The sequence below is a fragment of the Shimia isoporae genome (genome assembly GCF_004346865.1).
GTDB classification, from domain to species: domain Bacteria; phylum Pseudomonadota; class Alphaproteobacteria; order Rhodobacterales; family Rhodobacteraceae; genus Shimia; species Shimia isoporae.
Genome location: NZ_SMGR01000001.1, coordinates 1,215,633 through 1,234,610, shown reverse-complemented (window position 1 = coordinate 1,234,610; position 18,978 = coordinate 1,215,633). Strand labels below are relative to the sequence as shown.

The window sequence follows — 18,978 nt, the reverse complement described above, 5'->3', positions numbered from 1 at the left end:
GTCACAATTAAGTGATTGGAGGGTAAGACATGTTCAAGAAACTCGGCGCCGAATTCATCGGCACCTTCTGGCTGGTATTGGGGGGCTGTGGTAGCGCAGTTCTTGCAGCCGGTGTGGCCGACGTAGGCATCGGTTGGCTTGGCGTCAGCTTCGCTTTCGGCCTCACGGTCCTTACGATGGCCTATGCAGTCGGACATATCTCGGGCGGCCACTTTAACCCCGCTGTGAGCCTCGGCCTGATGATGGCTGGCAAGTTCGAGGCGAAGGACCTGATCCCGTATTGGGTGGCGCAAGTGGCTGGCGCAATCGTTGCCGCTATCGTTTTGTACGTGATCGTATCGGGCGCGCCGGATTTCGCTGGCGTCGGCGGGTTTGCCTCCAACGGATACGGCGAAGCCTCGCCTGGCGGCTATTCCATGATGTCGGCCCTCGTGATCGAGATCGTGCTGACGGCCGCGTTTCTTTTCATCATCCTTGGCGCCACATCAGCGGGGGCGCCTCCGGGTTTTGCACCCATCGCGATTGGTCTGGGGCTCACCCTCATCCACCTGATCTCCATTCCGGTGACCAACACGTCAGTTAATCCGGCGCGGTCGACAGGCGTGGCCCTCTTTGCTGACGGGCCTGCGCTCACCCAGCTCTGGCTGTTCTGGGTGGCCCCATTGGTGGGCGGCGCAGCTGGTGGAATTCTCTGGAAGATCTTTGGTTCGGACGACTGATCTGACCGTGAAAAATCACCAACGCCGCCCTTCAAATGGGGCGGCGTTTTTATGCCCGCGGGTTTGGCGCTGCACACTTCATTAACCAAAATCTGCGATGCCCCTCCTGACCAGAAATTCAGGAGCCAGAATGGAACCTCAAGTCAGACTCGGCGTCGCGCATCTTTCGAAACTTGCCTATTCGGGCATCGATCTGAACACAGTGCAGATGGAATGTCTCACCCAGATGTTAAGCGGCAACAACACCAGCGCCGCGCTGATGGACCTCTCCATTATCGCCCAAATTCACGGCGATCCCGATCTTGGCCTCGAATTTCAGGACAAGGCTCTGGAAACGCACCGAGCCTTCGCTACACGCCGTCGCCACGACAAACAGCCAAAGCTTCTGGTGTTCGCAGAGCCCAAGGTGATGGGCGGCAATACCCCGGTTGAATTCCTGCTGGAAACGTCCGACTTTGAAGTGGTGACGTTCTATCAGCTTCAGAACAGCACCGCCGCGGACCTTCCAAAGCATGACCTTGCCTTCTGCGCAGCCAGCACCGAAAGCCCGACCGCCGAAACCTTTTTTGCCAAAGTCCGCGAATTGACCAAGGACACTTCCGCCAAGGTTTTGAACCTGCCGGAAACACTGGTCAAACCCGAACGTGACGCACTTCAACGTCTCTTCCCTGATGTCCCAGGCCTGCGCACGGCAAAAACCGCGTTGCTGTCACGTGCCGAATTGTTGGACGGCGTTGACCCAATCCCGGGACAGATCGGCGCCTACCCCAATATTATCCGCCCCGAAGGATCGCACGCCGGTGTTGGCCTGGTTAAACTGTCTTCCAGCGACGACCTCGCCACCTATTTGGCGCAGCGGACCGAAGACACCTTCTTTGTGTCAGAATTTATGAACTACGCCGATCCCAAAGACGGCCTTTTCCGCAAACAGCGCGTGGTTCTGATCAACGGTCAGGCTTTTCCCGCTCACATGGCCGTCGCTGATCATTGGGACGTCTGGTACATGAACGCGGGCATGGACAAGTCCGCTGCCAAACGGGCCGAGGAACAAGCGTTCATGGATGACTTCGACTCTTTCCGCATCCGCCACAAGGACGCTCTGGCCGCCCTGAACTCTGCCTTTGATCTTGAATACTTCGGTATCGACTGTGCCGAAGACCGTGACGGCAACCTTGTTGTGTTTGAAGTCGACAACGCGCTCATCGTGCACAACATGGAGCCCGAGGCGATCTACCCATACAAGGGACCGCACATGATGAAGCTGTTCAAAGCCTTCGAAGACATGCTCCTGCAGTCGTTGCCCGGATAACCGGCGAAACTCAGGAAAAGACCAAGGCCTTGACCGGCAAAAGCACCGCCTGCGCGCGCATAATAATCGCGTTGGCGATGCCCATCCCATCCACCAAGCCGGTTACAAAGGCTTGAAAGCCACGGATTTCACCGTTCGCCATCGCCAGCCCACGATTGCTGTAGGCCACGCCCACACACTGGCTACCCGGCAGAATGTCGTCTGTATGGCCCTGGAAGACAGGTTCTAGGAACACCGTAACCGTTCCGGGTCGGCGGCGGTCAAACCCGTCAACCAAAGCATCACCAGGTCGGAACTGACCACCGGCGATTACACCCTGTCGTTCCGCGATCACCATAGGCACCACTGCCATCGGCTTTGAGGGGCAGGCAATTTCAACAAGCATCCCTTCGACCAAAACCGGCGCGGAAATTTGTTTGAAAGAAGCCACAAACCGTCCCGATCCGGTGACATCCGGGACAAGAATTCCGGCGGGTCTCAGGATCGGGTTAACGAGGTCCCCTGGCTTGAGCAGAAACTGGGTCACGGTCCCTGAAATCTCGGCGTGCACGGTTGAAAGTGCTATTTCGGTTTGTGCTTCCGCCAACTGCGCTTCGGCACGAGCTCGTTGTGCTGGCAAGACTTCGTTCAGACGTGTTTGCGCGCCCTCGAAAACTGCCAGGGCCGCATCACGCGCACCTTCTGCCTGCATGACTGCGTTTTTTAACCGCTGCAACTCCTGTGCACTGACGACGGTATTGTTGCGCTCAGCGATCCCTTCCCGTCGCACCAAATCATCCAGGGCTTGCGCGAACGCAGCTTGCGCCGCGTCCGCCTGCCCGCGCGCCACGGCCAAATCTGATTGGCCAAGTGTCATCGCGGCATCAACCTCCGCTATGCTCCGCCGGGCCGTTTCTGCCGCAGCCTCCTGACGGCTGGTGTCCAGCCTGAACAAAGCTTCACCTTCCGCAACGGAGGCGTTGTTTTCGACAAAGACTTCAGCCACCCGCCCGGCCCGTTCCGACAGCACACTGACAGTCCTGAACGGGGCCTGAACGGTGAGCGCTGTAGGATGGAAATGGAAAATCACAGTGATCAGCGCGATAGCGAGTACAGCGCAGCCAGTAAGCCCCCACCGCAACTCGTACCAGACGTTGAAAAGGGTAATCTCATGCCCGATCCGTTTTCCTTGTCTGTAGCGGCGGAAAAGGTAATCCGGCAAGATCGTCACAAGGGCAGAGAAAATCAGCTCAATCATGGCCGTCCTCCACCCCTGGCTTTGCACCAGTCTCCCCTGCCCCAATGTCTGTAAGTCGCGCACCCGGGAAAATTTCGTGTATTGGCACCGCTGCAATCAGTATGGCGGCGATCCAGAACGCGTTGTTGAGGGTGAACAGCGAAATCAGCCCCAAAACACTTACCAATTGGATCTGAACTTTATGCATTCCCGTGGCCATGCGATCTGGAATGGACTGGATCGTGAAATACAATGCGCCAAAGCCAAGCAACGCCGCAACCAATACAAACCCGACGACCCACATAAAGCCGTCTGTCTGATCCGGTCCGGTGACCCAAAATGGCATATGGGCCATCGCCTCAACTGAAATATTGGTTTCCATTGAAACCCCCAAGTCTGGCGCGTTCACCCCAGTTCACTTGGAAATCCCTGAAAAATCAATGACTCAGTTCTAGACCGTCTCCTCAATTGCCCAGCATCCACTGCCCGTCCGGCCAGAATGCATGAAAGGCAAATGCAAACATCACGTCGTGAGGCAAGTCACGCCCCTGCGCATCGCGAACCCGAATTGACCCGACATCTCGCCCACGCGCAATGGTGGCTGAGTCCAAAGCGCTTGCCTGTCCGGCCTGCCACTCAATCTCGACTCCGGCTTCGCGCACCAATCCAATATCTGCCAACCGCGTCATCGGCCAGGCGCGATCTCCGACCCGCACAACACGCTCAAGCGCTGGTATGTCGTGCGGAGGCATCTCACCGTTGTAAAGGAAGGGGCGCTGGGAACTGTCATAGCTCACATACGGGTTTGCTCCGTAACGACGCGGAAACGCCGGCTCGGCCATGACAAGCCCATCGGGGTGGCGCTCCTTGAACTGCGCCCAGCTTTCCATCCATGTGGGCAAAGCCGTCAGCTTGACGCCGTTCATTTGACCAACGATGCCCTGTCCCACCGCTTGCTGCCACCAGCTTTGGGTCTCGCGGTCATACATCACCATGTCGGAATGGCGCAGCTTGCCGGACACGCCGAAAGTCAAAACCTGTCCCTTGACCCGTCGATCAAAGGTGATCGCGGAATTGCAAAGCGGGCAGAACGTCACGGCAACCGGAACGTTTCCCACGGTGTCATTTACAATCTCATGCCACGTCAGATAGCGGATCGGATAGGCGCGCGGTTCTGCACCGGTAATCTCCACCGTCACAACAGGCTCCGTCGGCCCGATACCCCGCTCTTTCGACGCCCGAATAAACTGCGGATCGCTGATCGCCGGAATCCCGTCCTTAGGAGGGCCACCCGAGAGAATTTCCCCCCAGTGTTTCACAGAAGTGTTGGAAAAATCTGTCTCCGGCCACTCATGCTTCCAGAAATTCGGATCCGCTACTGCGGCGCCACTCGTCAATGACAACACGACCAAAGCCTGCAAAACGCGTTTGAACATGATGCTCCCCTCCTACCGCGCTCAAGCTGCGGTAAAACGGCTCACCAATCTACCCTGCACACGTCCTTGTGAGGGGCTGTGCGCAACAAAAAAGGCCGGAGCATCGCCCCGGCCTTTCTTTCAGTCCAGTGATAACCTCACTCGGTAATGGTCACCTTTTTCATCACGTCCGGCTTGCCTGTGATGGCACCGGTACGCGGGTGGCCGCGTTTGATCTGATCGACGATATCCATGCCGTTGGTCACAGTCCCGATCACAGTGTACTGCCCGTTCAGAAACGCGCCTTCCTGGAACATGATGAAGAACTGCGAGTTTGCGGTGTCCACACTGTTGCCTTTGCGGGCCATACCGACGACACCGCGGTCAAAGTTGATGTCGGAAAACTCCTGCGTCAGATCCGCAAGACCTGAAGATCCGGTGCCGGCGCGGCGTGCGTCATAGTTGGCGTTCGTGTTGCCAAACTGCACATCACCTGTTTGCGCCATAAAACCTTCGATCACTCGGTGAAACGCCACGCCGTCATAACGCCCTGCGTCGGCGATCTCCTTGAGACGGGCAACATGACCGGGCGCAACATCTTCCAACAGATCGATCGTAATCGTGCCGTTGGCATAGCCTTCAACTTCGATCGTCATCTCAGTGGCCATTGCAGGTGCGGCCATCAGCGCAAAGGCTGCAACCAGATTACGCATCAACATCGGCGGCCACCTTTACTGAAATCATGCGATCCGGATTCACCGGCGGTTCGCCTTTTACGATCGCATCAACGTGTTCCATACCCTCAATCACGCGACCGTAGACGGTATACTGACCGTTCAGGAAGTGGTTGTCCTTGAAGTTGATGAAGAACTGCGAGTTTGCGCTGTCAGGCATCTGACTGCGTGCGGCTCCCAACGTGCCACGGTCATGCGGCAGCTTGGAGAACTCGGCTTTCAGGTTCGGCAGATCGGAGCCCCCGGTACCCGCCATACGCAGGTTGAAGTCCTTTTCCATGTTGCCGTTTGCAACATCGCCGGTCTGCGCCATAAAGCCGTCAATCACGCGGTGGAAGCAGACATTGTCATATTGACCCGACCGCGCCAGTTCTTTCATGCGCTCGGAGTGGCCAGGGGCCACATCAGGCAGAAGTTCGATGACAACGGTGCCGTCCTTGAGTTCCATCAGGATGGTGTTTTCGGGATCTTTGATATCGGCCATTGGGCTCTCCACTGGATAACTTTGCGCGCAAGGTAATCGCGGCTTGCGAGAAAGCCAAGAGAGCGCATTGACCCCTGCCCTGATTGCGCTAGGAAAGAGCCAACAGTTATTTTTAGCGGAGTACGCACAATGGCCTGGAAAACTCTCGATCAGATGGAGCTTGCGGGCAAAAACGTCCTTACGCGCGTCGACATCAATGTTCCCGTTTCTGACGGAGAAGTGACCGACACGACTCGCATCGACCGAATTGTACCCACTGTAAAAGACATTCTTTCCGCAGGCGGCAAACCGGTTCTGCTGGCACACTTTGGTCGCCCGAAGGGCGAACGTGTCCCTGAAATGTCGCTGCAACAACTTGTCCCCGCGCTCGAAACCGCGTTCGGCACAACCGTAATGTTCGCCGCAGATTGCGTTGGACCAGCGGCGCAGGCCGCCGTCGACGCCTTGGCAGACGGACAAGTTCTTTTGCTGGAGAATACCCGCTACCACGCGGGTGAAACCAAAAACGATCCGGACCTGACCACACAAATGGCCGCCCTTGGCGACGTTTACTGCAATGATGCCTTCTCTGCCGCCCACCGCGCACATTCGTCCACCTGTGGCCTTGCGCAGAAACTGCCGGCATGCGCCGGACGTTTGATGCAGGCCGAACTTTCAGCGCTCGAGGGTGCACTTGGAAACCCTGTCCGCCCTGTGACTGCCGTGGTTGGCGGTGCCAAGGTTTCCACCAAACTCGAACTTCTGGGTAACCTCGTGACCAAAGTCGACCACCTCGTGATCGGTGGCGGCATGGCCAATACATTTCTCGCGGCACAAGGCATCAACGTCGGCAAATCGCTGGCCGAGCATGATATGACCGACACGGCCGCCGAAATCATGGACAAGGCAAAGACCGCAGGCTGCAACATCGTGCTGCCGACCGACGTTGTCGTCGCCCGGGAATTTGCCGCCAACGCCGCCAACGAAACCGTTGCCGCCGACGCATGCCCTGCCGATGCCATGATCCTTGATGCTGGCCCTGCAACTGTCGCCAAGGTCGCCAGCGTGTTTGAGGCGTCCAAAACCCTGATCTGGAATGGTCCGATGGGGGCATTTGAAATTGAACCCTTCAACGCGGCCACCGACGCCGCTGCGCTAAAGGCCGCAGAGCTTACGAAATCCGGCGAACTGGTTTCTGTGGCTGGCGGCGGCGACACTGTTGCAGCCCTGAACGCTTCCGGTGCAGCCGACGATTTCACCTACATTTCGACGGCAGGCGGCGCTTTCCTCGAGTGGATGGAAGGCAAGGAACTGCCCGGTGTTGCAGCGCTCAGCCAGTAAAGCAGTGGAAATCAGGCGCATAAATTAAGCCGAGACTCAAATTAAATCTCGCTAGCGCCACCATAATTGAAACCTTTGCCCCGCTGATCTAAGACGCGGGGCAAGAGGGCCTAACGCCTTTTGCGAAACCAGTTTTTAGGGGTCAGACATGACAAACCAAGCTCAAGCGGACAAGATTTCTGCAGGACAAGGCTTCATCGCCGCACTCGATCAATCCGGCGGCTCGACTCCCAAGGCTCTCGGTCTCTACGGCATTGAAAGCGACGGATACTCCTCCGATGCTGAAATGTTCGACCTGATCCACGGCATGCGCGCGCGGATCGCCGAAGCACCCGCGTTCACCGGCGACAAGGTCGTCGGTGCGATACTGTTTGAAATGACCATGGACCGCGAAATCGGCGGCAAGCCAACCCCATCTTACATGTGGGAAGAAAAGGGTGTCGTGCCTTTCCTGAAAGTCGACAAAGGCCTGGCCGACGAAGAGAACGGCTGTCAGGTCATGAAGCCGATGCCGGAACTCGACACCCTATGCGAACGCGCTGTCGCCAAAGGCGTATTCGGCACCAAGATGCGTTCTGTGATCTCTGCGGCGAACACTGACGGCATCAAAGCCGTTGTTTCCCAACAGTTCGAGGTGGGCAAACAAATCATCGGTCACGGCCTGATGCCGATCATCGAACCCGAAGTGACCATTTCCATCGCTGACAAGGCCGAAGCGGAAGATATCTTGCTGGCAGAACTGACTGCAGAGCTCGACGCCCTCCCTGCCGATCAGCAGGTCATGCTCAAGCTGACCCTTCCAAGCAGTGCAAATCACTACAAATCTCTGGTGGACCACCCGCGTGTGATGAAAGTTGTTGCTCTGTCCGGTGGTTACTCCCGCGATGAAGCCAATGCAAAACTGGCCGAAAATACCGGCATGATTGCCAGTTTCTCGCGCGCTTTGACCGAAGGCCTCAGCGCACAACAATCCGATGACGAATTCAATGATACGATTGCGAGTTCGATCGACAGTATCTACCAGGCCTCAATCGCGGGCTAACCAGCCACAAACTCCACACGATAGGGCGCGCAGCTTTTGCGCGCCCTTTTTGTGTTGTCCGCCCTCGTTGACGGAACGGGTAACCAGAACTCAGAAGAAGCAGCCGCCTTCGATTCAAAAACCGACGCGATACCGACGTTATGCCGACGTTTTGCAGTCCAAGCCATTTCATTGATCGCAAAGATCAATCCGTTTCCAGGCGCTCCAAAATGTCGTCAACACGCAGATCCGCGATTGCCCCCGCGAAACTCCCCCTGTCGCCTGCCACACGGGATGTCACAAAGCCCTCTGCTACCGCAGAAGGTGCTGTTTTCAAAAGGCTTGCCGCAGTCAAAAGATTGGCCAAACTCTCCGTAAACCAACGCGCTTCCGCCTCATTTGGCAACTTGGGCCACCGCGCCAGATGCGCTTTCAATGCTGCATCAAATCGGGCATCCCCGCCGGTTGCAGAGGCAAGCAGGCTCATCAAAGCCTCGCCGGCCGCCGGCTCTCTTGATAACGCCCTAAGTACATCCAAACAAATGACATTTCCGGATCCTTCCCAGATGCCATTGAGCGGCGCTTCACGGTAGATCATCGGCATGGGTGTTTCCTCGACGTAACCCATGCCGCCCAAAACCTCCATGGCTTCGGCAATCACTCCGATGCATCGTTTGTTGTTGAGGTACTTTGCAAGCGCCACACCAACTCTCGCCAATGCACGGCTTTCTTCATTGTCCCTGTCAAACGCCGCCGCAAGCATCATTCCAACCGACAAAGCCGCCTCGGTATCCACAGCCAGATCTGCCATAACGGATCGCATAAGCGGTTGGTCAATCAATCTTTTCTGGAAAGTAGATCGCCCATTGATCCACCAGTGCGCCTCACTCAGCGCGGCACGCATTAACCCCGCTGGCGCCAAAACCGTGTCCAGCCGTGTGTGGTGTACCATTTCGATTATGGTTCTTATCCCAGCACCTTCCTCGCCAACGCGATAAGCCAACGCGTCATGGTATTCTATTTCGGAACTGGCATTCGCCTTGTTTCCCAATTTGTCCTTGAGCCTCTGTAGACGCATGCCATTCCGTTCACCTTCCAGCCAACGTGGCACCAGAAAACAGGTCAATCCCCCTTCTGCCTGCGCAAGCGTCAGGAACCCGTCGCACATTGGCGCTGAACAGAACCACTTGTGCCCTCTCAAGCGATAAGCATCACCGTCCCGATGGGCCACGGTCGTATTCGCGCGGACATCTGACCCCCCCTGTTTTTCGGTCATCGCCATTCCGAGCGTCGCTCCGGCCTTTGACGCGATTGGTGTCAATGACGGGTCGTAAACCCCTGAAGACAAGCGCGGATTCCACACCTCAGCCAATTGTGGTTCATTGCGTAGAGCGGGGACAGCGGCATAGGTCATGGTTAGCGGACAGGCGACGCCCGGCTCCAGTTGAGCCTGATAGTAGACCAAAGCGGCATGTGTCGCATGGCCGCCGGCCTCTCCATCCCAGGCGAGGGACACATATCCGGCCTCCAAGCCCGCCGCCATCAACATATGGTAGCCTGGATGGAACTCCACCTCGTCCACGCGCCGTCCTGCTCGGTCGAACAGTTTTAGCCGAGGTAAGTCGCGCCGCGCATCGACGGCGGCTTGCTGTAGCCGTTCAGATCCGAAAGCCTCCGCAACAATTGCCAAGTGACCCGCCCGTGCACCATTGGCTGCTGCGTGTTCTTGCAAAGCTTTGTCCTGCGTCCAGTAGTTGTTTTGCCTCTTCGGCTCGGGCTGATTAAAAACATCATGTGTGCCCAACCGAGTCACAGGTTCTGAAGAACTCATGCGCGCCTCCCCTTCTGGAGACCAGCCTGTAGCGCGGAACTGGGTCTGCCAACTATCCCGTTGCGTCACAAAAAATGGACAGTTCTTTGCGTTTAGGGGATTCACAGAGCGAATCACTTAGGGTATACTTGTCGAAAGCACATAAAAAAGTGCGTAAGAGGCAGAAATGACAGCAAAAAAATCCCGCCCCGCCCTAGGCGCGCTCGCATTTTTCGGGCTGGCATTTGCCGTTTCAGTCTACTTTGTTTTCGCTGCCGTTCAGGGCGACTACGGTTTGTTCCGTCGTGCCGAAATCGCAGCTGACAAGGAACGCCTCCAAGCCGAACTGGATACGCTTCAAGACGAGGTCGCCCGTATGGAAAATCTCACGCGGCGCCTGTCGGACAGTTATCTGGATCTCGACTTGCTTGATCAACAGGCGCGCGACGTACTTGGCCTGCTACGCGCCGACGAGATCGTTATCCGCTAGTTTCACGTAGGCGATTGATCGTTAAACGCTTTTTCCTCTCGCAACCTTTCTGGCAATCCGCTACGCTTCTACCCAAGCTAGTTTAAGGCTAAACTATCTGCCTGGGAGGAATGCGATGGCTGCCAAACGCGCCACGAAAAAATCCAACGTGTCCGGCGAGGAGCTGACACAGTTTTACCGCGACATGCTTTTGATCCGCCGCTTTGAGGAAAAAGCCGGCCAGTTATACGGCATGGGTCTGATTGGCGGCTTCTGCCACCTCTACATCGGTCAAGAGGCCGTTGTCGTTGGCCTGGAAGCAGCAACCAAGGAAGGCGACAAGCGGATCACTTCGTATCGCGATCACGGGCACATGCTTGCCTGTGGCATGGATGCAAACGGCGTCATGGCTGAACTCACCGGACGCAGTGGAGGCTACTCCAAGGGCAAGGGCGGCTCCATGCATATGTTCTCCAAGGAAAAACATTTCTATGGCGGGCACGGGATAGTAGGTGCACAGGTTCCACTGGGCGCGGGCCTCTCATTTGCTGACAAATACAACGGCACCGACAACGTAACCTTTACTTACTTCGGTGATGGCGCGGCAAACCAGGGACAAGTCTACGAGACGTTCAACATGGCTGCGCTCTGGGACCTCCCCTGTATTTTTGTAATTGAAAATAACCAGTATGCGATGGGTACTGCGCAAGCACGTTCCACCTCATCCCAAGACATCTACAAGCGCGGCGAAGCCTTTGGAATTCCAGGTGAAATGGTTGATGGTATGGATGTGCTCGCGGTCAAGGACGCAGGCGAACGCGCGGTAAAGCACTGTCGTTCCGGCAAGGGTCCCTACATTCTGGAAGTAAAAACCTACCGGTACCGCGGTCACTCGATGTCGGATCCTGCAAAGTATCGTACACGCGAAGAAGTTCAGAAAATGCGCGAAGAACGCGACCCAATCGAACATGTTCGCCAACTCCTACTGACGGGCAAACACGCGTCCGAGGAAGATCTCAAATCCATCGACAAAGACATCAAGGCAATCGTAAACGCGAGCGCCGACTTTGCGAAAGAAAGCCCCCTCCCGGACGAGTCCGAGCTTTGGACAGACATCTACGCGGAGGCCCACTGATGCCGCATTTTGAAATCCATGTGGCCGACGTAGACGCTGCGAAGGCCTTCTACTCCGGTTTGTTCGGGTGGTCCTTTACGCCCATGCCGGGAGGTGAAGAAATCGGCTACCACCTGATCGAGGGCGAGAAAATCGGCGCGGGTAACGCGCTGACCGCGGGGCTAATGGCCCGAACCGGCCCTGCTCCGGATGCCGGCTCCGGCGTTCGGGGCGGCACGATGACATTCGATGTGTCCGACTGTGACGCCAGCTACAATTGGGCGTTGTCCAACGGCGGCGCCGAAGCATTGCCTCCGCAAGACTATCCGGGGATCGGACGCTGTGCGTATATCGAGGACGGCCAAGGCAACATCGTTGGAATGATCGCTCCGACCAAAGAGGGAAACTGATTTATGGCAACAGAAATTCTCATGCCCGCACTTTCCCCGACGATGGAGGAAGGCACTTTGGCCAAGTGGTTGGTCAAGGAAGGCGACACCGTGCAAAGCGGTGATATCATCGCGGAGATCGAAACCGACAAAGCCACTATGGAGTTCGAGGCCGTTGACGAGGGCGTCATCGGCAAAATTCTAGTGGCAGAGGGAACCGAAGGTGTGGCGGTAAATACTGCAATCGCAATTCTGGCCGAGGACGGCGAAGATGTAAGCACGATTGAGGTCGCCCCTTCAACGGCTTCGGCAGCTGAAGCAGCACCCGCGGCCGCAGCCCCAGCCCAACCCGCAGCGCCAGAAGCTCCAAAGCCTGATCTCGCCCCGGATTGGCCCAGCGGAACGCCCATGAAGACCTGTACCGTCCGTGAGGCGCTTCGAGACGCGATGGCGGAAGAAATGCGGGCGAATGAAGCTGTCTATCTGATGGGCGAAGAAGTCGCCGAGTACCAAGGCGCCTACAAAGTCTCTCAAGGCCTGTTGGATGAATTCGGCTCAAAACGGGTTATTGACACGCCCATCACCGAACATGGTTTTGCAGGGATCGCAGTAGGCGCAGCATTTGGCGGACTGAACCCCATCGTGGAGTTCATGACGTTTAATTTTGCCATGCAAGCCATTGACCAAATTATCAATTCGGCGGCTAAGACCTTGTACATGTCCGGTGGCCAAATGGGTGCGCCAATGGTGTTCCGCGGCCCGAATGGCGCTGCTGCACGTGTTGGCGCGCAACATAGCCACGACTACGCAGCCTGGTATGCCCAGATACCCGGCCTAAAGGTTGCGATGCCCTACTCCGCTGCAGACGCAAAGGGACTTCTGAAATCCGCAATCCGCGACCCCAACCCGGTGATCTTCCTTGAGAACGAAATCCTCTATGGTCGCAGCTTCGAAGTACCGGACATTGACGATTTCACCATTCCGTTTGGCAAGGCTCGCATCTGGCGCGAAGGCTCTGACGTGACGATCGTCAGCTTCGGCATCGGCATGCAATATGCCCTTGAGGCCGCCGACAAGCTGGCCGAGGACGGCATCTCCGCCGAAGTCATCGACCTGCGTACACTCCGCCCAATTGATTACGACACGGTGATCGCATCGGTGATGAAAACCAACCGCTGCGTAACTGTCGAAGAAGGCTTCCCCGTCGGCTCCATCGGCAATCACCTGTCCGCCACGATCATGCAACGCGCTTTTGACTACCTGGACGCGCCGGTGATCAATTGTGCCGGCAAAGACGTCCCGATGCCTTATGCCGCGAACCTCGAAAAACTGGCGCTTGTGACGACCGATGAAGTCATAGCGGCCGTGAAACAAGTGACCTATCGCTGAGGAGAAATAAGATGCCCATCGAAATCCTCATGCCTGCCCTTTCCCCCACTATGGAAGAAGGCACATTGGCCAAATGGTTGGTCAAGGAAGGCGACGAAGTCTCCTCTGGTGACCTGATTGCCGAGATCGAAACCGACAAAGCCACCATGGAGTTCGAAGCCGTGGACGAAGGCGTGATCGGCAAGATTCTCGTTGCCGAAGGAAGCGAAGGCGTAGCGGTCAACTCTCCTATCGCCGTCCTTCTGGCCGACGGCGAAACCGCCGACGACATTGGCGCAACACCAGCGGCGGCACCGGAAGCGGCCCCAGCCGCTGACGCAGGCAAGGAGGCGGCTCCCACAGGGGGCTCCGACGCGCCTGCCGCGGCCCCGGCGTCAGCAAGGAGTGCCGATGGCTCGCGTATCTTTGCGTCCCCGCTGGCGCGGCGCATTGCGGCGGACAAAGGCATCGATCTGGCAACTGTTGCAGGCTCCGGTCCCCGTGGTCGTATCGTCAAAGCCGACGTTGAAGGCACAACTGCCGCCGCGTCTGCGCCAGCCAAACCCGCAGCGGCTCCTGCTCCTTCGGCACCTGCGCCGGTTGCCTCCGGCCCTGCCACAGACATCGTACTGCGAATGTACGAGGACCGTGAGACAGAAGAAATCGCGCTCGACGGTATGCGCAAAACCATTGCTGCGCGTCTGACAGAAGCCAAACAATCGATCCCGCACTTTTACTTGCGCCGCGACATTAAGCTCGACGCTTTGCTGTCGTTCCGCAGCCAGCTAAACGGTCAGCTGGAAAAGCGTGGCGCGAAGCTCTCTGTCAATGACTTCGTCATCAAGGCCTGCGCATTGGCGCTGCAGGAAGTGCCAGAAGCCAATGCCGTCTGGGCCAACGACCGCATTCTGCGCCTCAAACCTTCTGATGTCGCAGTCGCAGTCGCCATCGAAGGCGGCCTGTTCACGCCGGTCCTCAGAGATGCGGACGCGAAGTCCCTGTCTGCCCTGTCATCGGAGATGAAAGACCTAGCCTCCCGCGCAAGGGATAGAAAACTCGCCCCGCACGAGTATCAGGGCGGCAGCTTTGCGATTTCCAACCTTGGCATGTTCGGGATCGATAATTTTGATGCGGTCATTAATCCACCGCACGGCGCGATCCTGGCAGTTGGGGCTGGCACCAAGAAACCCGTTGTTGGCCCGGACGGTGCAATCGAAGTCGCCACCGTTATGTCTGTAACTCTTTCGGTAGATCACCGAGTTATAGACGGCGCACTGGGTGCTCAATTGCTTCAAGCAATTGTCGACAATCTGGAAAACCCGATGGCGATGCTCGCTTAAGCAGAAGATCATATTCCAAAAGAAAAGGCCCGCTGTTGCGGGCCTTTTTTGCAAACGTGACGTTGATTATTGGATTTTCGAGCAGTCAGCGAAATCCTGATCCATGCTCACGGCAGGCTGATCGCAGCCGGCTTCCCCAACCACTTTCGCAGGAACGCCAGCCACGGTTGTGCAGGGCGGAACTTCTTGGAGAACAACAGATCCAGCGGCGACGCGACTGCAATGGCCGACTTTTATGTTGCCCAAGACCTTGGCGCCTGCGCCAATTAGCACGCCATCGCCAATTTTCGGGTGGCGGTCTTCTTCTTCTTTTCCGGTGCCCCCAAGGGTTACCGAATGCAACATCGACACGTTGTCACCAACAACCGCGGTTTCACCAATAACGATGGAGTGCGCGTGATCGATCATGATGCCTTTCCCGATACGCGCAGCCGGGTGAATATCAATGCCGAAGATTTCGCTTGTGCGCATCTGGATGAAGTACGCGAGATCCGTTCGTCCCTGCTGCCAAAGCCAATGTCCGATACGATAGGCTTGAACTGCCTGATACCCCTTAAAGTACAGAATTGGCTGAAGAAGCCGGTGACATGCTGGGTCACGCTCAAAAATTGCCATCAGATCGGAACGCGCTGCTTCGATCAATTCGGGTGAAGCGGCGTACGCCTCGTCCGCAATCTCTCGCAAGATTACCATCGACATCTCATTCGACGACAGCTTGGCTGCGAACCGATAACTGAGCGCGCGCTCCAACGAAGCATGGTGAAGCACGCAAGCATGTACCAGACCACCCATAAGCGGTTCTTCGGCGACCGCTTCACGCGCCTCATCCGAAATGCGCTGCCATACAGGGTCGACTTCCGTCAGTTTTGGTTTCAGCTCAGCCATGGTGTCCTCATCCTCTCTCGACCAACGTACTACAAATAGGATGGCGGTCGCAAATTCAAAGCCGTGAACAAGGCGATCAGTCCTAAAGATGTGATCGAATGTCACCACGCATAGTCGACAGTTCTCTTTCCACTACAAAATAGTGCTGGCAAATTTTCCCACGCCATATCGAGCCGAAATCTGAGCCACTTCAATGATGTCGCCGACCGCTGCGCCATCGGTACTCATTGCCCCTGCCGAATAAGTCCAAAATGGTTGTCCGACTTCCTGAGACCGCAAAACCTGCGCCCCCCGGCGAACACGTACAAGGTATTTTTCATAGTCTTCTCCGACCGGAACTTCCGGTGTTTCCCATGTGTCCCCGTCTATGCGGGTGCGCCGAATCCAGCTCAAAGACGAACCAGCTGCATTACCTCTTTCAATTCGTAGGTGCACAGGAGCATAGGGTCTTAATCCGATGCCTTTGAATGCGTGCACACTGTGTCCGTAGGTTTCGTGAGAATATGTCTGAGTTGCGGGGCCAATGCGGTAGTGACGGGCAACATTTCGAAGCCTAGCCGCCAACTCAAGTTGAGAAATACCTTCGTTTACGGCCACCACCCAGCTGCCTTGCGGCCAAACACTACCAGCAGACCTTTCTGTTCCAAGCTGGCCGCGCAGTCTATTGCTCAACTGATAGGTTTGTTCTCCTACCAGTTCCGCGGTGCGCGCTTGAAACAGCTCCCAATTGTCCGGTACGCCATCTCCGATAGCGAAAAAATTGCCGCCGTTCAGAAATTTCGCGCGACCGACACTTTCCAGATCCCCGACCAACATTCTAACCAACAGTGGCAGACCACGATCCATCCTTCCACTTGGAACCATGCCCAGCGCAGACTCGGTTACTCCAATAACGGAACCGGTCGTGACAAAGCTGTTCAAAACATAGTCTTCGTCGGCGTCGGCTTCATACACCGCGACGGTTCCCGGCCACGGGTCGGCCAAAACCGCGAGGTGCGGCGCATGCGGAACTTCGTCTCCTCGCATCAATGGTAGATCCAGAAACAAGCCTTCGACCGGAGACGGCGCTGCGAAACTATTGGACCGCCTGCCTTGACCTTCGCTACCGCGGTAAACTATCGCCCCTGAGGGTCGCGCTGCATTGTCCAGCAGCGCTTTGGACCACCGAGAGGCGCTGTTGTGAACGTCGATCGCCATTGCCGCCGCCTGCATCGGTGAAAACCCGTAGTGATCGTCCTGCGGGTGAAATGCTTTGATGTGACAAATCGGAGATACGCGCCCGGCTTCAAACCGGTGTTTTCTGGCTCCCACGGCATATTCATACGCTACAGGCCAGCCATCGCTTCCAGGCACAACCTTCATCCGATCGGACCGCAAAACATGCAATTCTACGGGCGCCCCTTCCTCGTCTCCTACCGCCTCAAGGTAACCATTGCCCGACAACAACAACTGGCCGAAAAGCGCTTCAAATAGTTCGGCACGTCCTTGCGCGGCATTCGGCGCACGCAGGAGGGACAGAATAGGGTGCCGCTCAAAGCGCTCGGCTGCAGATTGTAATACAAGTGGCAAGGCTGCTGCTGCCTCTGCAATCAGCTTTACTGAACGAAATCCCACTGGATTGCCGGAAAACCCCGATCGCGTCAGCGACACAGTATCTCTGGGGCTCCACGCCACTCGCCCGGCGCCATGCCATGCCATCACCGGGCCGGTCGCACTTGCCTTTGTCTCTGGTGCCGACGCGGCTTCGCGCCGAAAGAAATCCAATAGCATATCTGCCGCTCCCGCCTGAAATCACTCCCGAAGCCAATCGCCACGGTGGGTCAAAAAATTTCCGTTCCCTTTCGACAAATCCAGTTATCCACGAAGGGCATTAATTTGTTCCGACAGGTGCGTACGGTCCCCGTTGCGTGGATGACGACTGCTTTAAAGTCCACGCAGTCTTGGACGCCGCCACTTGGACGCCGGCTCAATAACCAATTCGGTCAGAGCCCAAACAAGAGCGTCCACCCGATCTGGCGATCCGCTACCGTCGAAACCCTGTGTAGTCATCGCGCACATCTGGTCTTCCAGCTCGTCCAGGTCATGCATGTGATTGACGCGGCCTTGCTCATACAACGCGGCGACAGGCTCCGCTCGGGCAACTTTTCCCCGAGTGGCCCGCACGGCCTTGAACGGTACAAGCGGATCAATCTGGTTGATGACGGATTTCACCAGATCTCCACCTTGATTGACCTCTGCGATCAGCCGTTCTGCCCCCCAGGCCTCCATTGCAGCCAGCGCTACACGAGCCCAGGCATCGGGCGTCGCCGCGCGGACGGTCACATCGTCAAGGACAACCGCGCGCCAATTTTGCACAGCACCCTTTGCAATCACGCCTGCGACAACAATCCCGCAGGAATCTGAGCCCGCATGCCCCGTTACCGGCGGATCCACCGCCACAACGATCCGGTCCAGTTCCGGCACAATATCAAGTCGTCCATCGTCAAGAGCCTCACGCCGCCAAAGCGCTCCGTCGCGGTCCTCAAGCAACTGGCCGTCAAGTTCCTGCCGTCCCAGTCGGGTTCCAGCATATCGGCTGCGGACTTCTTCAAGGAAGCTCTCGGCAAGGTTCGCCCGATTTGCCTCGGTCGGAGCCGTGGTTTTCACAGTGCTCGCCGCCGCCAGGATCTTTTTCAGCACGCCGACGTTACGTGGTGTCGTTGTCACACATTGTTGTGGGTGTTCCCCAAGGCGCAATCCGAATTGAAGCTGGTCCCACGTGGCTTGCCCTTTACGCCATTTGGCAATCTCATCCGTCCACGCCGCATCAAATTGGGGTCCGCGCAATGCCTCTGGGTCATGGGCCGAAAACGCCTGAGCTACGGCTCCGTTCGGCCAGACAAGGCGCTTGCGCCCCGCCTCCCAGACAGGTCGCCTGTCTGGTGGCGAACAGGCCAACAAGCCGCTATCGCCGAACACCATGACCTCGCGCACCTGATCTATGGTCTCTCCAACCAATGCCACGCGACGTGCCGCGCCTGAATCCAGCGGACCAGCGCCTTCGACTTTAGAGCGAACCCACTCGGCACCTGCTCGAGTCTTGCCTGCTCCCCTCCCACCAAGAATGACCCAGGTTTTCCAGTCACCTTCCGGCGGCAACTGATGCGGCAGCGCCCAGAAATCGAACAAATATGGCAGCGCTAGAAGCTCATCATTTGTCAGTTCGTCCAGAAACTCGGTCTGCACTGTGACAGGTGCGGAGGCGATCCAGCCTGCACCGGATCGAAGATCGCGCGTGTTCGAGGTCGAGGTCTGGGCCGGCACGGCCGTTTCCTTTTTCAATGTCGCGTTTTTCAAGGTCACTTTCAGCCTCCATCGCCAAGCGAACGCATTGGCGCACTTCATT

General features: G+C 56.9%; 18 protein-coding genes and 1 pseudogene. 9 read left to right on the top strand and 10 right to left on the bottom strand.

Annotated elements, in window-relative coordinates; genetic code table 11:
* The first annotated feature begins 29 nt into the window (after window positions 1-29).
* Window positions 30-719: an aquaporin Z gene (gene aqpZ / locus BXY66_RS06075; RefSeq protein ID WP_132859257.1), complete on the top strand. Its 690-nt coding sequence runs from the start codon at window positions 30-32 to the stop codon at window positions 717-719.
* Window positions 720-849: 130 nt separating this feature from the next.
* Window positions 850-2,028: an ATP-grasp domain-containing protein gene (locus BXY66_RS06070; protein ID WP_132859256.1), complete on the top strand. Its 1,179-nt coding sequence runs from the start codon at window positions 850-852 to the stop codon at window positions 2,026-2,028.
* A gap of 10 nt (window positions 2,029-2,038) precedes the next feature.
* On the opposite strand, the gene BXY66_RS06065 is transcribed toward BXY66_RS06070, so the two are convergent.
* The 5 genes from BXY66_RS06065 to BXY66_RS06045 all read right to left on the bottom strand — a co-directional run bounded on the left by BXY66_RS06065 (window position 2,039) and on the right by BXY66_RS06045 (window position 5,877).
* On the bottom strand, window positions 2,039-3,265 hold the full coding sequence (locus tag BXY66_RS06065) for an HlyD family secretion protein (RefSeq protein ID WP_132859255.1): 1,227 nt from the start codon (window positions 3,263-3,265) through the stop codon (window positions 2,039-2,041).
* Window positions 3,258-3,626, bottom strand: coding sequence for a hypothetical protein (locus BXY66_RS06060; RefSeq protein ID WP_132859254.1), 369 nt, complete (start codon window positions 3,624-3,626; stop codon window positions 3,258-3,260). Before BXY66_RS06060 ends, BXY66_RS06065 begins: the two co-directional genes overlap by 8 nt.
* 82 nt (window positions 3,627-3,708) lie before the next feature.
* The gene (locus BXY66_RS06055) at window positions 3,709-4,680 is read right to left on the bottom strand and encodes a DUF3179 domain-containing protein (RefSeq protein WP_132859253.1); all 972 of its coding nucleotides are present in this window, start codon (window positions 4,678-4,680) and stop codon (window positions 3,709-3,711) included.
* A gap of 137 nt (window positions 4,681-4,817) precedes the next feature.
* Window positions 4,818-5,372 carry a peptidylprolyl isomerase gene (locus BXY66_RS06050; RefSeq protein ID WP_132860359.1) on the bottom strand — a complete coding sequence of 185 codons (555 nt, stop codon included), beginning with the start codon at window positions 5,370-5,372 and terminating at the stop codon, window positions 4,818-4,820.
* On the bottom strand, window positions 5,365-5,877 hold the full coding sequence (locus BXY66_RS06045; RefSeq protein WP_132859252.1) for a peptidylprolyl isomerase: 513 nt from the start codon (window positions 5,875-5,877) through the stop codon (window positions 5,365-5,367). Before BXY66_RS06045 ends, BXY66_RS06050 begins: the two co-directional genes overlap by 8 nt.
* A 129-nt stretch (window positions 5,878-6,006) precedes the next feature.
* Between BXY66_RS06045 and BXY66_RS06040 the strand changes: the two genes are divergently transcribed.
* Both BXY66_RS06040 and BXY66_RS06035 read left to right on the top strand, forming a co-directional pair.
* The gene (locus BXY66_RS06040) at window positions 6,007-7,197 is read left to right on the top strand and encodes a phosphoglycerate kinase (RefSeq protein ID WP_132859251.1); all 1,191 of its coding nucleotides are present in this window, start codon (window positions 6,007-6,009) and stop codon (window positions 7,195-7,197) included.
* A gap of 148 nt (window positions 7,198-7,345) precedes the next feature.
* Window positions 7,346-8,239 (top strand): fructose bisphosphate aldolase, encoded by an 894-nt coding sequence (locus tag BXY66_RS06035; protein ID WP_132859250.1) that lies wholly within the window; start codon window positions 7,346-7,348, stop codon window positions 8,237-8,239.
* Window positions 8,240-8,423: 184 nt separating this feature from the next.
* Here the strand turns inward: BXY66_RS06035 and BXY66_RS06030 are convergent, their stop codons facing one another.
* Entirely contained in the window at window positions 8,424-10,049 is a 1,626-nt protein-coding gene (locus BXY66_RS06030) for an acyl-CoA dehydrogenase family protein (protein ID WP_132859249.1), read from the bottom strand.
* 166 nt (window positions 10,050-10,215) lie between these two features.
* Here BXY66_RS06030 and BXY66_RS06025 point away from each other — a divergent pair, with 166 nt between their 5' ends.
* The 5 genes from BXY66_RS06025 to BXY66_RS06005 all read left to right on the top strand — a co-directional run bounded on the left by BXY66_RS06025 (window position 10,216) and on the right by BXY66_RS06005 (window position 14,708).
* Entirely contained in the window at window positions 10,216-10,518 is a 303-nt protein-coding gene (locus tag BXY66_RS06025) for an FtsB family cell division protein (protein WP_132859248.1), read from the top strand.
* Window positions 10,519-10,633: 115 nt separating this feature from the next.
* On the top strand, window positions 10,634-11,632 hold the full coding sequence (gene pdhA, locus BXY66_RS06020; protein ID WP_132859247.1) for a pyruvate dehydrogenase (acetyl-transferring) E1 component subunit alpha: 999 nt from the start codon (window positions 10,634-10,636) through the stop codon (window positions 11,630-11,632).
* On the top strand, window positions 11,632-12,021 hold the full coding sequence (locus BXY66_RS06015; RefSeq protein WP_132859246.1) for a VOC family protein: 390 nt from the start codon (window positions 11,632-11,634) through the stop codon (window positions 12,019-12,021). The genes pdhA and BXY66_RS06015 overlap by 1 nt, the downstream gene beginning before the upstream one ends.
* A gap of 3 nt (window positions 12,022-12,024) precedes the next feature.
* Window positions 12,025-13,389: a pyruvate dehydrogenase complex E1 component subunit beta gene (locus BXY66_RS06010; protein ID WP_132859245.1), complete on the top strand. Its 1,365-nt coding sequence runs from the start codon at window positions 12,025-12,027 to the stop codon at window positions 13,387-13,389.
* Between the two features lie 11 nt (window positions 13,390-13,400).
* Window positions 13,401-14,708 carry a pyruvate dehydrogenase complex dihydrolipoamide acetyltransferase gene (locus tag BXY66_RS06005; RefSeq protein ID WP_132859244.1) on the top strand — a complete coding sequence of 436 codons (1,308 nt, stop codon included), beginning with the start codon at window positions 13,401-13,403 and terminating at the stop codon, window positions 14,706-14,708.
* A gap of 66 nt (window positions 14,709-14,774) precedes the next feature.
* Here the strand turns inward: BXY66_RS06005 and cysE are convergent, their stop codons facing one another.
* The 4 genes and pseudogenes from cysE to BXY66_RS05990 form a co-directional block, all read right to left on the bottom strand.
* The gene (gene cysE, locus BXY66_RS06000) at window positions 14,775-15,593 is read right to left on the bottom strand and encodes a serine O-acetyltransferase (RefSeq protein ID WP_132859243.1); all 819 of its coding nucleotides are present in this window, start codon (window positions 15,591-15,593) and stop codon (window positions 14,775-14,777) included.
* A gap of 132 nt (window positions 15,594-15,725) precedes the next feature.
* On the bottom strand, window positions 15,726-16,619 hold the full coding sequence (locus BXY66_RS20745) for a GTA baseplate fiber-binding domain-containing protein (RefSeq protein ID WP_425057066.1): 894 nt from the start codon (window positions 16,617-16,619) through the stop codon (window positions 15,726-15,728).
* Between the two features lie 63 nt (window positions 16,620-16,682).
* Window positions 16,683-17,363 (bottom strand): annotated as a pseudogene (locus BXY66_RS05995) (phage portal protein); the annotation flags it as partial.
* Window positions 17,364-17,516: 153 nt separating this feature from the next.
* Window positions 17,517-18,935, bottom strand: coding sequence for a DNA-packaging protein (locus BXY66_RS05990; protein ID WP_425057060.1), 1,419 nt, complete (start codon window positions 18,933-18,935; stop codon window positions 17,517-17,519).
* Between the last annotated feature and the right edge of the window lie 43 nt (window positions 18,936-18,978).

What these genes read in the sequence shown, in the direction of transcription:
- BXY66_RS06030 (WP_132859249.1), bottom strand. Translation starts at nt 10,049, where the DNA reads ATGAGTTCTTCAGAACCTGTGACTCGGTTGGGCACACATGATGTTTTT.
- BXY66_RS06035 (WP_132859250.1), top strand. Translation starts at nt 7,346, where the DNA reads ATGACAAACCAAGCTCAAGCGGACAAGATTTCTGCAGGACAAGGCTTC.
- BXY66_RS20745 (WP_425057066.1), bottom strand. Translation starts at nt 16,619, where the DNA reads ATGCGAGGAGACGAAGTTCCGCATGCGCCGCACCTCGCGGTTTTGGCC.
- BXY66_RS06045 (WP_132859252.1), bottom strand. Translation starts at nt 5,877, where the DNA reads ATGGCCGATATCAAAGATCCCGAAAACACCATCCTGATGGAACTCAAG.
- BXY66_RS06015 (WP_132859246.1), top strand. Translation starts at nt 11,632, where the DNA reads ATGCCGCATTTTGAAATCCATGTGGCCGACGTAGACGCTGCGAAGGCC.
- BXY66_RS06040 (WP_132859251.1), top strand. Translation starts at nt 6,007, where the DNA reads ATGGCCTGGAAAACTCTCGATCAGATGGAGCTTGCGGGCAAAAACGTC.
- BXY66_RS06070 (WP_132859256.1), top strand. Translation starts at nt 850, where the DNA reads ATGGAACCTCAAGTCAGACTCGGCGTCGCGCATCTTTCGAAACTTGCC.
- BXY66_RS06010 (WP_132859245.1), top strand. Translation starts at nt 12,025, where the DNA reads ATGGCAACAGAAATTCTCATGCCCGCACTTTCCCCGACGATGGAGGAA.
- BXY66_RS06065 (WP_132859255.1), bottom strand. Translation starts at nt 3,265, where the DNA reads ATGATTGAGCTGATTTTCTCTGCCCTTGTGACGATCTTGCCGGATTAC.
- BXY66_RS06025 (WP_132859248.1), top strand. Translation starts at nt 10,216, where the DNA reads ATGACAGCAAAAAAATCCCGCCCCGCCCTAGGCGCGCTCGCATTTTTC.
- pdhA (WP_132859247.1), top strand. Translation starts at nt 10,634, where the DNA reads ATGGCTGCCAAACGCGCCACGAAAAAATCCAACGTGTCCGGCGAGGAG.
- aqpZ (WP_132859257.1), top strand. Translation starts at nt 30, where the DNA reads ATGTTCAAGAAACTCGGCGCCGAATTCATCGGCACCTTCTGGCTGGTA.
- BXY66_RS06055 (WP_132859253.1), bottom strand. Translation starts at nt 4,680, where the DNA reads ATGTTCAAACGCGTTTTGCAGGCTTTGGTCGTGTTGTCATTGACGAGT.
- BXY66_RS06060 (WP_132859254.1), bottom strand. Translation starts at nt 3,626, where the DNA reads ATGGAAACCAATATTTCAGTTGAGGCGATGGCCCATATGCCATTTTGG.
- BXY66_RS06005 (WP_132859244.1), top strand. Translation starts at nt 13,401, where the DNA reads ATGCCCATCGAAATCCTCATGCCTGCCCTTTCCCCCACTATGGAAGAA.
- cysE (WP_132859243.1), bottom strand. Translation starts at nt 15,593, where the DNA reads ATGGCTGAGCTGAAACCAAAACTGACGGAAGTCGACCCTGTATGGCAG.
- BXY66_RS06050 (WP_132860359.1), bottom strand. Translation starts at nt 5,372, where the DNA reads ATGCGTAATCTGGTTGCAGCCTTTGCGCTGATGGCCGCACCTGCAATG.